10 protein-coding genes are annotated in these 15039 nt (G+C 41.8%); 7 read left to right on the forward strand and 3 right to left on the reverse strand.

What is annotated here, in order from left to right:
- Positions 1-128: 128 nt before the first annotated feature.
- Entirely contained in the window at positions 129-1457 is a 1329-nt protein-coding gene (locus BK049_RS12645) for a Na+/H+ antiporter family protein (RefSeq protein WP_008357227.1), read from the forward strand.
- A 41-nt stretch (positions 1458-1498) separates the two neighbouring features.
- Here the strand turns inward: BK049_RS12645 and BK049_RS12650 are convergent, their stop codons facing one another.
- From BK049_RS12650 to BK049_RS12660, 3 genes are all read right to left on the reverse strand, one after another.
- A complete protein-coding gene (locus BK049_RS12650) occupies positions 1499-2095 on the reverse strand; it encodes a biotin transporter BioY (RefSeq protein WP_008357225.1) in 597 nt (198 codons plus the stop codon).
- A gap of 117 nt (positions 2096-2212) precedes the next feature.
- Complete coding sequence (ald, locus tag BK049_RS12655) at positions 2213-3349, reverse strand: alanine dehydrogenase (protein ID WP_071168666.1); 1137 nt, start codon at positions 3347-3349, stop codon at positions 2213-2215.
- A gap of 110 nt (positions 3350-3459) precedes the next feature.
- Entirely contained in the window at positions 3460-4689 is a 1230-nt protein-coding gene (locus BK049_RS12660; protein WP_071168667.1) for a sporulation transcriptional activator AdeR, read from the reverse strand.
- Between the two features lie 405 nt (positions 4690-5094).
- Here BK049_RS12660 and BK049_RS12665 point away from each other — a divergent pair, with 405 nt between their 5' ends.
- From BK049_RS12665 to essA, 6 genes are all read left to right on the forward strand, one after another.
- Complete coding sequence (locus BK049_RS12665; RefSeq protein ID WP_003213769.1) at positions 5095-5388, forward strand: WXG100 family type VII secretion target; 294 nt, start codon at positions 5095-5097, stop codon at positions 5386-5388.
- Between the two features lie 95 nt (positions 5389-5483).
- Positions 5484-5723, forward strand: coding sequence for an ESX secretion system protein YukD (yukD, locus tag BK049_RS12670; RefSeq protein WP_003213579.1), 240 nt, complete (start codon positions 5484-5486; stop codon positions 5721-5723).
- 14 nt (positions 5724-5737) lie between these two features.
- A complete protein-coding gene (gene essB / locus BK049_RS12675; protein ID WP_071168668.1) occupies positions 5738-7045 on the forward strand; it encodes a type VII secretion protein EssB in 1308 nt (435 codons plus the stop codon).
- A 51-nt stretch (positions 7046-7096) separates the two neighbouring features.
- Positions 7097-11572 (forward strand): type VII secretion protein EssC, encoded by a 4476-nt coding sequence (gene essC / locus BK049_RS12680; RefSeq protein WP_071168669.1) that lies wholly within the window; start codon positions 7097-7099, stop codon positions 11570-11572.
- The gene (gene esaA / locus BK049_RS12685) at positions 11569-14478 is read left to right on the forward strand and encodes a type VII secretion protein EsaA (protein ID WP_071168670.1); all 2910 of its coding nucleotides are present in this window, start codon (positions 11569-11571) and stop codon (positions 14476-14478) included. The genes essC and esaA overlap by 4 nt, the downstream gene beginning before the upstream one ends.
- Positions 14468-14956: a type VII secretion protein EssA gene (gene essA, locus BK049_RS12690; protein ID WP_071168671.1), complete on the forward strand. Its 489-nt coding sequence runs from the start codon at positions 14468-14470 to the stop codon at positions 14954-14956. Before esaA ends, essA begins: the two co-directional genes overlap by 11 nt.
- Positions 14957-15039 lie beyond the last annotated feature (83 nt).

The raw sequence follows: 15039 nt of genomic DNA on the forward strand, positions 1-15039 counted from the left end.
CTGCCAGACGGCAGAGCTTTTTATATAGGACATACGCCATTTGACGAAGTAAATTTTGTATGGTAACATACGTTGGTACTTTAATTATCTACTACATTAGTAAACTAAAGGATTTCGGGGGTTTCACCATGAATGCAGTTGTTTTAGCGGTTGTTTTAATGTTGGTATTGAGCTTGCTTCGAGTCAATGTCGTGATTGCGCTGGCACTTGGCGCTTTAGCGGGTGGACTTGCAGGTGGATTAGGTCTAGGAGGAACAGTTGAAGCCTTTACTGACGGACTTGGCGGAAATGCGACAGTGGCAATTAGTTACGCTCTTTTAGGGGCATTTGCAGCGGCGCTGACGAAAACGGGTCTTCCTGATGCCATGGTCGAAGGAGCAGTAAAGCTTCTAGGAAAAGAAGGCGATTCAAGAAGAAAAACATTATCAAAAGTGCTCATTATTCTGGTCATTTTGATCGTATCTTGTTTTTCTCAAAACGTCGTTCCTGTTCATATTGCTTTTATTCCGGTCTTAATCCCGCCATTATTAAAGGTGTTTAATGAGCTTCAAATCGACCGCAGACTGCTGGCGTGTGTTATTACCTTCGGACTCACTGCACCATATATATTACTTCCGGTCGGTTTTGGTCAGATTTTCCACGGGATGCTTCGTGACAATATGAAGGAAGCTGGTTTGACAGTGAACTTAGCAGATATTCCATATGCGATGCTGATTCCTGTAGGTGGCATGGTTCTCGGATTGATCGTTTCACTTTTGGTGTATCGTAAGCCAAAAGTATATGAAGATCGTGACATTACGGATGTAGAAAAATCAGCGTATACGAAGAAAAGTCTGCTCTATGCTGTACTTGCTATCCTTGTTTCATTAATTGTCCAGCTATATCTCTCTCAAAGCCTGGGAGTAGAAGGAATGATTTTCGGTGCACTTGCAGGATTGCTTGTCTTGTTTGTAACCGGTATGATGAAACGTGATGAAGCAGACGAGCTGATTACATCTGGAATGAACATGATGGCATTTATCGGCTTTGTCATGCTTGTCGCAGCTGGATTTGCCAACGTGTTAACGAAAACGGGAGATATTGAATCTCTCGTCAAGGCATCTTCTCAATTTATCGGAAACAACCAAAGCTTAGCAGCCATTTTAATGCTGCTAGTTGGCCTGTTAGTCACAATGGGCATCGGGTCATCATTTGCAACGATTCCGATTATTACGACCATCTTTGTTCCACTTTGTTTACACTTAGGGTTTAGCCCAATGGCAACCATTGCAATTATTGGTTCAGCTGCGGCTGTAGGAGATGCAGGGTCACCTGCAAGTGACAGTACCCTTGGACCGACATCTGGGCTGAATATGGATGGACAGCATCACCACATTTGGGGTACATGTGTCCCAACATTTATCTACTATAATATCCCGCTTGTTGTGTTCGGCTGGCTTGCGGCAATTATCCTATAATATGAAAAGGTTCCTCTATATGAAGGAACCTTTTTTGATCTTTAAGAGACAGTTTGTTCTTTTCGAAAGGATGTGGCTTTTGAAACAGAACGATAAATTTTAGGTGCCAGCATGGCAAGGACAATCGTCAAAGCGTAGTCTTTGACCATAAACCAGATCATGAAGAACCACGTTGTTTGATAAGAGATTGGTGCATGTAACCAAACATTTAACGCGATGTACATATAGGTTGTTCCGACCACATACATCACAGTCGTGCCAGCAATGGCTGCAAGCAAAAAGCGGCCAAAGCCAGGGTGTTGTCTCTTTTCAAGAATGAATCCGGCAAGCCAGGCAGCAGGAATGTACGATAACACAAAGCCGCCGCTTTTACCTAAAATGACACCAAGGCCCGCAGAGAATTGTGCGAATACAGGTGCGCCAGCCATTCCAACTAAGGCATAGACAATCATGGCTAATGCACCAAGACGTCTGCCTAGCAAAAGACCAGCAAGCACACAAAAAAACGGCTGCATGGTGAGCGGGATACCGCCGACCTGTAAAAACGGTACGATTGATGTAATATTGGCTCCTATAGCCATCAGTGCAGCAAACATTCCGACTAGCACAAAGTCAGCCGTTCTTGTCTTCTTTTGCATGATGTTTCCCCCTGTCTTATCTGTACAAATAGATTAAGGGGAAGAAGGTCTTTTGTCAACTTGTTTTTATTTCAGGTTAACAATAAAGCCCGCTCCTGAAAAGGGCGGGCTAGGATATTAAGCTTCAGTCATAGAAGATGTATCAAGGACTTTACTGACAGGCACATATTCATAGCCGAGATCACGAGCGACGGCTTCATAGGTGATATGTCCGTTCATCACATTGACGCCTGCTGCGATCGCATTGTTTTCTTTAATGGCTTTTATAGCACCTTTATTTGCAATTTGCAGTGCATAAGGAACGGTGACATTTGTTAAAGCAACAGTCGATGTTCTCGGAACTGCGCCTGGCATATTGGCGACAGCATAATGTAAAATACCGTGTTTTTCATAAGTAGGCTGATCATGTGTTGTGATATGATCGACTGTTTCTACAATCCCGCCTTGGTCAATGGCTACATCGACAATAACAGAACCAGGCTTCATTTGTTTCACCATTTCTTCTGTTACAAGGGTCGGTGCTTTGGCACCTGGAATGAGAACCGCACAAATGAGAAGGTCTGCCTCCCGCACTGAATCTGCAATGTTGACAGGATTAGACATCAACGTTTTCATTTGATGACCAAACTGATCGTCCAGCTGACGTAATCGCTCCGCGTTTAAATCAATGAGTGTTACATCTGCACCAAGTCCGATGGCCATTTTCGCTGCATTTGTTCCAACAACACCGCCACCTATAATGGTGACTTTACCTCTTGATACCCCTGGCACGCCTGCGAGCAAAATGCCTTTCCCGCCTTTTGGCTTTTCTAAAAATTGGGCACCAATCTGAGCGGCCATTCTGCCCGCCACTTCAGACATTGGCGTTAATAGAGGAAGTGATTTTCCATCTGTTACCGTTTCATAAGCAATGGCTGTCACGCCTTTTTGTTTTAATGCTTCAGCCAAGGAGGGCTCTGCCGCAAGATGCAGGTACGTAAATAAGATAAGGCCTTCTCTAAAATACGGATATTCTTCTGGTAATGGTTCTTTTACCTTCATAATCATATCAGAAGATGCCCACACATCTTTCGCTTGATCAAGGATCTTTGCACCAACAGATACATAATCGTCATCAGTGAATCCGCTTCCAGAACCAGCGTTTGTTTCAATCAAAATCTGGTGTCCAGCAGAAAGCAATTGAGAAGCTGCTCCTGGTGTTAATGCCACTCGGTTTTCATTGTTCTTAATCTCTTTCGGAATGCCGATGATCATGTTTATTCCTCCTATGCTTATCTATTGATATTGTATGTCTAGTGTATCCTGAAAGTTTAGAAAATTCTTCGGTTGAATGAAAAAATTAAAAAACGCCTCTTTGTGAAATTTCACAAATGGACGTTTTTTAGCTTCATATCAAGATAAATGGTCATTTTCTCATTCATGTTTTTTAAATCAATTTCTGCAATGTCTGTAATCCGCTTCAGCCTGTAATTCAGTGTGTTGATATGAATATTTAATTGCTTTGCGGCGGTATTGGCGTTGCTGTCACAATCAATAAACCGTTCCAGGGTCTCAACTAGGTTGGAATGGTGCCTTATGTCGTAATCCTCCAGCTTTGATAAAGAGTAACTGGAATAAGACGAGCCCTTTCGCTTTTCAGCAAGTACATCTAAATATTGATAAATCCCAAGTTCAGAAAAACTGTTTAAACGCTCCGTTTCAACAGGAAAGCGTTCTTTTGTTTTTAATACAGCAAGTGCTTCTTTATAGGATGGCTGTATATGCGTGATATGGTCGTAAATTCCACCAATGGCCGCTTGAACGTGATGGATGTGATACCGATCAGACAGCTGTTGTAGCATGCTGTTTGTGAATTGTTTGATATCCTGAAGCGGGTGTTCCGTTTTTGGTGAGACAAGAATAATGAATTCGTGAAAATCAACAGTCGTTAAGAGCACCTGCACTTGCTGCGTTGTTTCAAGCAGATAGGAGAGTTTCTTTTCCGTTTCCTCTGTGAGCTCGTCACGTAGGCGAAAGATGATAATGGCATACGTATCCGGACATCTTATGCCGAGCCTCAAAAAGAGATCAAGTATCTCATCCTTTTCATGAATATGACCTGTGAGCATCTTCCAAAAAAGCTCCTGATTGCGTTCCTCTGTTTTCGTTTTTCGAATTTGTAAATTAAGTAATTTGTTTTTCACGGCATGTGCTGCCATTTTGAGTAGGTCCATGTCCTCATCTGAGAAAGGCTGCTCGGATTCAATTGCCCAAATAAATCCGAGCACTTCTTGGTCCTTCCATATCGAAATGGCGACCCTGCTAGATAAACCCACCTCTGCAATTTGAGGGACACGAAGCGGTTCATCTGTTTTCAGGAGTGTAGGAATAATGCCGTCCTTCCAAAGCCGATTAATGACTTTTTCCGGTACACGGCGGGAGATAATGGTTGAAGTTCTGGCGGGATCAGTGAAATCATTGTGTGTGCTATAGGCTAGTAATCGATGATGAGTATCTTCTATAGTAATAGGGCAATTGAGCACATCACTAATTTGGTCTGCCACATCCTCTAAACGATCAAGGCTATACTTAAACGGATCTGTCTTTTTTGTCATAAAAACCCCTGCTTTTTTCGAATATTTCACGTACTTACATTATGAAGAAAAACAGGTGCGTAAATCAATAAAAAAAATGCCATAAACTTAAAAAACAGAAAGCTCTAGAAGAGAGTACACTGGAGGTCAGTGGGGATGAAAAAGAATAGTACAATAATAACGTAGTAAAAAATCAATAGACGAAAAGATTCATCGAATCTGCCCAACGCTTATTAAGGATATATGACCAAGAAAATGTTAAATACTAGATAAAGAGCGAAAAAACAGTAATTCTATAGACTCATTTTGTAAAATAAAAACAGATTTGTTTGACTGTGTATCATTTCTGTTTTTATAATAATAACGTCAAAAAATAAGTGGATTAGCCCATTATATGGCGGCTATGCACGGGAGGTAATGAGGAATATGTCAGGAATTATTCGCGTAACCCCAGAAGAACTAAGAGCGACCGCTAAGCAATATGGTGTTGAAAGTCAAGAAGTGTTAAACCAAGTTGATCGTCTAAATAGAATGATCTCTGATCTTAAAGGAATGTGGGAAGGTGCTTCTAGTGAAGCATTCGCTGATCAATACGAACAGCTAAAGCCTTCATTCATCAAAATGTCTGATCTATTAACAGATGTCAGCAATCAGCTTGATCAAACTGCAAATACACTTGAAAGCACTGACCAAGACATCGCAAGCCAAATCCGCGGCTAATCAAAGTGATTTCCTTTCTAAGTGTGAAAAGCAGAAAAAGCGCCGAGTCTGTCAGTTGATGCCGGCGCTCTTTCTATTTTGTGAGGTGGAAATTTGTGTATATCGATATTACCATCGACTTAAAAAATTATGATGGCAGTGTGTTTGATTTGAGACTATCAAATTATTTACATATTAAGCAAGTCATTCATATCGCCTGGCAGGCCAAACAAATCTCACTGCCAAAGCGAGAAGGCGGATGGGTGCGTGTAGTTAATAAGAAAGCTGTGTTTTCAGGCGAATATAAGCTGTCAGACTGTGGGATCACCACAGGAGACAGGCTGGAAATACTATGAAAGGACTTTTGTAAATGGCAGATAAAAAGAGTTCCTATTTAGAAGAACAATTAGAAGCAGTCATGAAAAAAGAGGAAGGCACTTACACCTTCATTTTTCAAAGAGAGACAATTAAACTCTTAGACGGTTTAGAAGCGGCGCCAATTAAAGACATCAATCCTTCGTTTAAAAAAGACATTCAATTAACCGAAGGTGAGGTCATCATTTCGATTCAACCGCCTCCTGCCTATCAGGAATTTCGTTTCATCCATGCAAAGGATGAAAAAAGCAAATGGATTTTTTCATACCAGCTTGTCGATGCAGTGTGCAAACACGATGTGAAGCGGCTGCATCCTATTGTTTCTCCTGAAAACATTGTTTTTCATCAAGGCTTAGCGCCAGCATTTTTGCATTACGGGGTCAAAGAAAGCATCCCGCCATATGAAACCGATGAGCATCGCCTCTTAAAAGAGGTCAAAGCCGTCATTCTTCGAGTGGTGGACCATCAATATCAGTTTCAAGAATATTTGGCTTATCATGATACGTTGAAATTATCCGAGCTGGCAAAGGAAATCAGTGATACAAAGTCTCTTGAAGAAGTGTCCGCCTTGATTCAACAAAAAATCAAAGCGATCGAAGCAAAAGAAAAGACGCTGGTAACCATTCCAAAAAAGAAATGGAAGCTCGAACGATACATTGGACTTGGTCTCCTTGTTCTTTTGATTCCTGCATTGGTGTATACCATTTACACGTTCTTTTTCGCCATGCCGAAACAAGAAGCGTATGTGGAAGCAAACAAATATTATCTCAACAAACAGTACAGCCAAGTGGTGGATACGCTCGAAAAATACAAAGCTGATCAAATGCCAGTCTCTCTTCAGTATGAACTGGCCATTTCGTATGTGCAGACGAATCAAGGCAATCTATTGCTTGACCAGCACAAAAAAGAAATCACGGATACGTACACATTGCAGACAGACCCGCAATACTTTTTGTTTTGGATTCACATTGGACAAGGCAATAGCAAGGAAGCTCTTGATATAGCACGGGTACTCGGGGACGACCGATACATATTCACAGCACTTGTCGCCTACCGTAATGACATTCAAAACGATGACAGCCTTTCTGCTGAAGAAAAACAAAAACAGCTAGATCCAATCATTAAAGAAATGGCGAAATATGAAGAAGAAACAACGGAGACAAGCACCAATGACTCCTCAGAAGCGAGCCAAACAGATGATTCAGCTGAACAAGAGCAGTCAAAAGCCGATCAGGAGAAAAAAGAGAAAGAATCTGATTCAAATAAGAAAACCTCTCAGACGAAAAAAGATGAGAAAAAATAATTCTTTCGATACAACTGACAGTTGGTGCTGTCCGATGAGGAGGTGGAGCGTTTGAGTCTTCTTTGGGTTTTTTATGAGGAGAATTATCAAACCGTCCGTTTAGATGAGCAGTTCAATCGTGAAGCCGTGATTGGACCTGAAATAGAGCATACCGTAACGATCCCTTCCCTTTCATTTGATGAAGGGACGATTCGTTTATCTCCAGAAGAATCAAATGACGGTTTTTCAATATACCAAGGAGAAACGAAGAAAGGAACATTACGTCCAAATGAGCCGTGTCAGATTGGAGCACTCACACTCGTGTTAATGGAGGCACATCATGATCAGCACATTTATTACCTAGGAAATAGAGTTGAGGTGTCTTTTTCACGTGAGGAGAAAGATGAGGTTGATGTGTGGAAAGAACAAGCTCATGCGATGTTTCAAGATGCCAAACAGTTTACTTTAGAACAAGTTGAAGGAACTTGGTATGTCATGCCCGAGGATGAGACGATTTATGTGAATGGGAAACAAATTCACGGTCCAGAGAAGGTTCATGCCGGAGACGAGCTGTTCTGGAACTTTTTGACGGTTAGATTTCAAGATGATGATTTATTGCAAGTGACAGCATTCGAACCATTTCAAACACGTTTAGAAAAAACAAGACCACCGAGTACCGAAACGAAACAAAGATACCCTTTATACAGACGAACACCGCGTTTGATTTACGATCTGCCAGATGACCGGGTTTCATTTAGCTTTCCTTCACAGGAAACTGAACATAACGGCAGAGGGCTTTGGCTTGTGGTCCTCCCGCCGCTTGTCATGCTGCTTGTCATGGGGATCGTTGCCCTGATACAGCCGCGTGGAATCTTTATTGTCGTGTCGATGGCGATGTTTATTATGACGTTAATTACATCGTCTGTTCAATACTTTAAAGAGAAGTCACAGCGCAAAAGACGGGAAGAGAAACGACAGCGGGTTTACTCGCTTTACTTAGAAAATAAGCGAAAAGAACTGCAGGAGCTATATGACCGTCAACAATTTATTCTCACGTATCATTATCCATCATTCGAACAAATGAAGTACTTGACGTCAGAAATCAGTGGGCGGATTTGGGAAAAGACCCTTGTCAGTGATGATTTTTTACAGCTGCGTCTTGGGACAGGTGCAGTTCCCTCAAGCTATGAATTATCGACAAGCGGCGGCGATATGGCCAATCGTGACATTGATGACTTAATGGAGCAAACGCAGCACATGCAAAATGTCTATCGTGAGGTAAAGGATGTACCGATTACATTCGGTCTTGCGGACGGCCCAACCGGTTTAATCGGTAAACCGGCAATTGTGAAAAATGAACTTCACCAGCTTGTCGGCCAGCTGGCTTTCTCGCACAGTTATCATGATTTGAGGTTTGTTTTTATCTTTAATGAACAGGAGTATGAGCATTGGGAATGGATGAAATGGCTGCCGCACTTCCAACTGCCTCATACATACGGTAAAGGATTTATTTACAACGAACAAACACGCGATCAGCTTTTATCTTCTATTTATGAAATTTTACGTGAGCGTGATTTAGAGGAAGAGAAAGAGAAGAAAATCTTTACGCCTCACTTTGTGTTCATCGTGACAAACCATGAACTCATTGCGGAACATGTCATTTTAGAATACTTAGAAGGCAGCCGAACAGATTTAGGCATCTCGATTATCTTTGCGGCAGAAACAAAGGAAAGCTTAGCTGAAAATATCTCAACGCTTGTCCGTTACATTAACGAAGAAGAAGGAGATATTCTCATCCAACATAAGAAGGCTGTCCGGATTCCATTTCAGCTTGATACACATCAGCGTGAGGATAATGAGCTGTTTGCCAGAACACTAAGAACATTAGATCATCAAGTCGGAATGACCAACTCGATTCCAGAAACAGTCTCATTCCTTGATTTATTTCATGCCAAACAGGTAGAGGACATTGGCATTCGTGAAAAGTGGCTGACATCTGAAACAGCAAAATCATTATCTGTGCCAATCGGTTATAAAGGAAAAAACGATATTGTCGATTTGAACCTTCATGAAAAAGCACATGGTCCGCACGGTCTGTTAGCTGGGACAACCGGATCAGGGAAAAGTGAATTTTTACAGACGTATATTTTATCTTTGGCTGTACACTTTCACCCACATGAGGTTGCCTTCCTGCTCATTGATTACAAAGGAGGCGGAATGGCGCAGCCGTTCCGAAATATTCCGCATTTACTTGGGACCATCACAAACATTGAAGGCAGCAAGAACTTTAGTGAAAGAGCGCTTGCCTCTATTAAAAGTGAACTGAAAAAACGTCAGCGATTGTTTGATCAGTATCATGTGAATCACATCAATGATTATACGAAGCTCTATAAAGAGAAAAAGGCTGAACAGGCGATGCCTCATTTGTTCTTAATCTCTGATGAGTTTGCTGAACTAAAAAGTGAAGAGCCTGACTTTATTAGAGAGCTTGTCAGTGCCGCACGTATCGGGCGAAGCCTCGGTGTCCATCTCATTTTGGCCACACAGAAGCCTGGCGGGGTCATTGATGATCAAATTTGGAGTAACTCCCGCTTTAAGGTGGCATTAAAGGTACAAGATGCGTCAGACAGTAAGGAAATTTTGAAAAATAGTGATGCGGCGTCGATTACCGTCACAGGTCGGGGATATTTACAAGTTGGAAACAATGAGATCTATGAATTATTCCAATCGGCTTGGAGCGGTGCACCGTATATGGAGGATGGCTACGGGTCAGAAGATGACATTGCGATTGTGACCGACACTGGACTGATTCCGTTATCAGGGGTCAGCACAGAGCCAGCAGTGAAAAAAGAGACAGTGACGGAAATTTCCGCTGTTGTGGATGAAATTGAAAGAATGCAGCAGGAGCTTGGAATTGAGAAACTCCCAAGTCCATGGCTTCCACCGCTTGAAGAGCGTATTCCGAAAACGCGTTATGCGTCGAGTGAAGAGCATGTCTTCCATTTCGCACTTGTCGATGAGCCAGATCAGCAAAGCCAGCATCCACTTTCGTATCAAATGATGGAGGATGGGAATATTGGCATCTTCGGGTCATCCGGCTACGGCAAATCACTTGCGGCCACAACACTGCTCATGAGCTTTGCTGAGAGATATTCCCCTGAAGAATGGCATGCGTATATTTATGACTTCGGTAACGGTACGTTGCTTCCGCTCGCCAAACTGCCGCACACAGCGGATTATTTCTTAATGGATCAAATGAGAAAGATTCAAAAGTCGATGAAGCGTCTGCGTGAAGAGGTTGAATATCGCAAGCGTTTATTCAGACAGCAGGAAATGAGTCATATCAAAATGTACAACGCTTTGAATGAGAAAAAGCTTCCGTTCATCTTTATCGTGATTGACAACTTTGACATTGTCAAAGACGAAATGCATGAACTCGAATCTGAATTTATCCAGCTGAGCCGGGATGGACAGTCATTAGGCATTTACTTCTTGATCACAGCAACTCGTGTAAACGCAGTGCGCCAATCGCTCATGAACAACTTGAAAACAAAGATTGTTCATTACTTAATGGATCAAGGAGAGGCATATTCCATTATTGGCAGACCGAAATTCAGCTTAGAGCCGATTCCAGGTAGAGTCATTATCAACAAGGAAGAGCTTTACTTTGCGCAAATGTTCCTGCCAGTTGAAGGAGAGAACGATCTCGAATTGTTTGAACATCTGAAGCAAGAGATCCAGCTTCTTCATGACCGCTTCCAAGACGCTGAAAAACCAAAGCCTGTGCCAATGCTGCCTGATAAGCTGACCGTTTGGGAGCTTGAGAGTCGTTTAGATGATCAAAAACAGCCTTATGACATTCCAGTAGGATTAGATGAGGAATCTGTGGCACCAGTATACTTTGATTTGAAAAAGAATAAACACTGCCTCATTATTGGGCAAACGCAGCGTGGGAAAACAAATGTAACAAAACTGCTGCTTGATCAGCTGTTAGCGGCAAAGCCTGAAAAGCTTGCCGTCTTTGACTCAATTGATCGTGGACTTTCTTACTATGCAAAAGAAGAGAACATTGATTATCTTGAGACCAAGGATGATATCTCCAAATGGGCAGAGGAAATGGACCGTTTATTCAAGGTTCGAGAAGAGATGTATGTCGAAGCTGTGCGCCGGGGAGAAACTGATCAGCTGTCATTTGCTCAAGTTGTGCTGGTGATCGACGGCATCACACGTTTTCAGCAAACAATCGATCCGCGCCTTCAAGATCAATTGGCTGATTTCATGAAGTCTTATGCACACCTAGGCTTTAGCCTGATCGCATCAGGAAATCATACCGAATTCAGTAAGGGCTATGATGCACTCACAAACGAAATCAAACAAGTTCGTCATGCCATGTTACTCATGAAAAAATCAGAGCAAAACATCATACCGCTTCCGTATGCAAGACAAGAACCAGAGATTCAGCCAGGCTTCGGCTATTTGGTTGAAAACGGAAAAGAGAAGAAAATCCAGGTTCCTTTATGTGCGGTAGAAAGGAAGAGTGTTCAATGACAGAGCAGCAAAAAAGCTCCATCAAAATCGTGTCCACCATGATACTGATTCTCGTTTTGCCGGTTTTATTTTTCCATCTCATTGGAGATGATCCGGCAAAACAAAAGAAGAATGCTACGCGTAATATTGCAGTGGTCAATGAGGATATGGGAGCGAGCGAAAGTGAAAACACTGCTCGTTTCGGACAGGATGTGGTGGCAGCATTATCAGAGCGTCCAGATTACACATGGACGGTCGTCAATCGCAGTGCGGCGGAAAATGGACTGAAAAATAGAAAGTACGACGCTGTCCTCTATATTCCGTCTGACTTCTCTAAAAATGTGCTGAGCTATGATAAAGAACATCCTGAAAAGGCATCCATTCAATTTTCGATTCAAGATCAGCTCAATGCAGTGAATAAAGAAAAAGTGCAAAGAGAGCTGGAAAATGCTCAAAAGAAAATGAACGAACAGATGTCGACCTTATACTGGAGTTTTGTATCACAGGAAATCGGCAATGTCAGAGAAGAATTTGAGAATATTGTCGGCAAAGAAGTCGAATTCCAAAACACGATGTATAACTTCTATAAGCCCAATTCAAACAAACTATCTGATGCCGTCCAGCAGCAGAAGAAACAAATAGAAGACTTAAAAAAGGCGATGGCCGATTCACAAAAACAGTATAAAGACGGCTTAAGTACAACAGAAGAAGCGAAGAGTCAGCTAAAGGATTTTGTGAAAGTAGTGGACCAATATAAGCAGTATCAGGAGAAACAAAAGGATCTCCTGATCAAAGCGCAATCTACAAGCAAAAAACAAATCCAGCAAGGACTCAAACAGCTTGCGGAGATTCAAAATCAAAATGCCCGCAGCTTTAGCGATCAAATGGGCGGACTAAAAACAGATATCAACGGGGTGCAAAGTCAGCTGAAAACAACTGACAGTGCAATTCAATCTGTTCAGAAGTCGAGGGAAGACGCAATTCCTAAGCAATCGACGGGATTAACTAAGCTTGTTCAGGAGTCTCAGGAAGAATTGATTAAAAACTATGAAGATCAATATCTTTCATATATGGGCGATACAATTACTCCGTTGCAAGAGCAATTGAAAGCTTCAAGAAAGGCATTGCTTGAAGCAGAGAAACCGAAAGAGGATCCGAATGAGGATTCGAATAATCAAGATGAGGACCAAAAAGATTCGTCAGACGGTTTGAAAATCGATCTTGAAGAAGAGACGAAGGAATTAACTGAAATCTCAACAGAAATAAATCAAGTGGCAGATGAGTTGTCAGGAAATGAAGAAACGACACCTACTCCTGAAAATGGTGGAGAAAATCCAGACCAAACTGGGGAAACCAAATCAACGTCAGTTCAATCAAAAGAGCAACTAAAAGCACTGTCCCTAAAATTAGAAGAAGTGAAAAAGAATATCGAGGAGAAAACCAAAGCTCATAACGATCAATTACAAGGAAAAGTCGATCTTTTGAGTAAAGAACTAAAATCTTTAACAGATAAAATAGACAAACTAGAAGAAAAAATAATAAGAATAGAAACTAGTAACAATAAAAACATAAGTGATATAAAGAAATCCATTATCAAACAAGAGTCTTCTATTACAAGAAAATTAGAACGAATAGAAACAACTCAATCTCCATTAAATCAATATACATCAAAAATGGATAAACTTGGGGGCTTCGATACAAATTCAGAAAATGCATCAGAATTATTAAAGTATTCAAATGAATTAGCACAGTATGAAGCATTACTTAACAGCTTCTATCAAAAGAAGGATCCTTCTTCTTTGGTCGACACAAAAGGAGATGAAATCCAGTCCATCCTTTCCATCAAAAAAGAAGAAACGGAAAACTGGGATACACTCAAAAATCAAATGCTCATGTCAAACGATGATGTGTCAACTTTTATTGATGAGATGCAAAAATTTTCGGACGGCTATGCGGCATACATTTCGACTCAGCAGGCAAGCATGGAACAGGAATTAAATGCAATTTCTAAAAGTGCGGACCATGTAGCTGAACAAATGGCTGATCAAGGAGATGCGGTGTATACGGCAGACCTTGCGGGCAGTTCGATTGTTGTGAGTGCACAGGATTCAATTGGTCAGGAAGTGCTTCGTCTTTCTGAAAATATGAGTTCGTTAACTGACCGTCAAAAAGGGGTGGCAGATTATACGAATAACATTGAAGAGAGTGTCACAACGGTTCAAGAAAAAGCGGACACACTGAACGAAAACTGGAGCAAGAATGTCCATTCTACGAAACTTGTTCAGCAAGATTTAAATGGTATTTTAGGTAATACATTAAGCGACCAAGGCGACAGCAACTATGTGTATAACCACTTAGCGAACCCGTTGAAGATTAGCGGAGACGTCCCTGAAGAAAAAGCGCAGACTGTACCGCCAGTGGTGATTTTGGTCATTGTGATGATTAGCAGTTTGTTGATTGGCTTTTTTAGCTCGTATTATGCCGCGGCTCCAATGCTGGTGAAAGGTGCTCTGTTTGGCATTTTGAATCTTTTAGTCGGGCTGATGATCAGCCTGTTTGGACTCAACATTTACAAACTTGCAGATGATCAAGCCATTCAATGGTCGATCTTCACGATTCTGCTGCTAGTGGCGTGCTCTGCCTTTATTCGCACGGCCTTCCTTTTCGGTTCCATTGCCGGATGGATGGCAGCAACGGCGCTTATTTTCTTCTTTGTCGCACCTTTAATTGATTTGGTCATGCCGAATTTCTACTTTACAAATCCCGTGACCGACGTGTATTTGTCCATCCAATATGGAAATGGAGATAACTTCGGCATAGGCATCACAGGGCTGTTGATTTTAACTGTCTTGTTAATGGTCATACCACTTGTGAAAAGGCTATGGAAAGATCAAACAGAGGAACGTGATGTGACTCATGAGGCTTAACCTATACGTCAAAGGGATGGCACTTGGTGTCATATCCCTTTTTCTCCTCATCCCTGCTGCTTTTGCTGCTACAGGTGAAGATACGGATACGAATGTCAAGCCGAATGAATATCAAGAAAAGGATCTCAATATTAACTCAAGTATATTGAGAGATCAAACGAAATACGAACAAAGCAAAACAACATCAAAAGTCAAAACAGACATTCATTTTGCTGAACCGCCTAAAACCTCTGGCGGCCAGCTTTCGCCGCAGCTGTTCAGTGATCTGAAAGAAAATCCGCCTAAAACGCCAGCTCGTATGATGAAAGAGATCAACATCTCTTTTAGTGATTCGGCTGTATCAGCACCTATTGCCGATGATCATGAAAAGCAGAGATCGGCGCTTCTTCCGACCATTTTTGGGATCTTGATAGCATGCGGCATCATAGTGATGGTTATCCTCATTCCAAAGGTGAATGTGAAGACGGAAAAGAAATAGCCTGCCTCTTTAAAAGGGGCAGGCTTTTCTTTATGCAGATTGCTTGATGTCATGCTGAATCACTACGTAAAATAGGAGTACTA

It is taken from the genome of Bacillus xiamenensis, assembly GCF_001857925.1.
GTDB lineage: Bacteria > Bacillota > Bacilli > Bacillales > Bacillaceae > Bacillus > Bacillus xiamenensis.

Bases quoted from the DNA above. Each gene is read 5' to 3' on its own strand.
- BK049_RS12645 (WP_008357227.1), top strand. From the start codon at position 129: ATGAATGCAGTTGTTTTAGCGGTTGTTTTAATGTTGGTATTGAGCTTG.
- BK049_RS12650 (WP_008357225.1), bottom strand. From the start codon at position 2,095: ATGCAAAAGAAGACAAGAACGGCTGACTTTGTGCTAGTCGGAATGTTT.
- ald (WP_071168666.1), bottom strand. From the start codon at position 3,349: ATGATCATCGGCATTCCGAAAGAGATTAAGAACAATGAAAACCGAGTG.
- BK049_RS12660 (WP_071168667.1), bottom strand. From the start codon at position 4,689: ATGACAAAAAAGACAGATCCGTTTAAGTATAGCCTTGATCGTTTAGAG.
- BK049_RS12665 (WP_003213769.1), top strand. From the start codon at position 5,095: ATGTCAGGAATTATTCGCGTAACCCCAGAAGAACTAAGAGCGACCGCT.
- essB (WP_071168668.1), top strand. From the start codon at position 5,738: ATGGCAGATAAAAAGAGTTCCTATTTAGAAGAACAATTAGAAGCAGTC.
- esaA (WP_071168670.1), top strand. From the start codon at position 11,569: ATGACAGAGCAGCAAAAAAGCTCCATCAAAATCGTGTCCACCATGATA.
- essA (WP_071168671.1), top strand. From the start codon at position 14,468: ATGAGGCTTAACCTATACGTCAAAGGGATGGCACTTGGTGTCATATCC.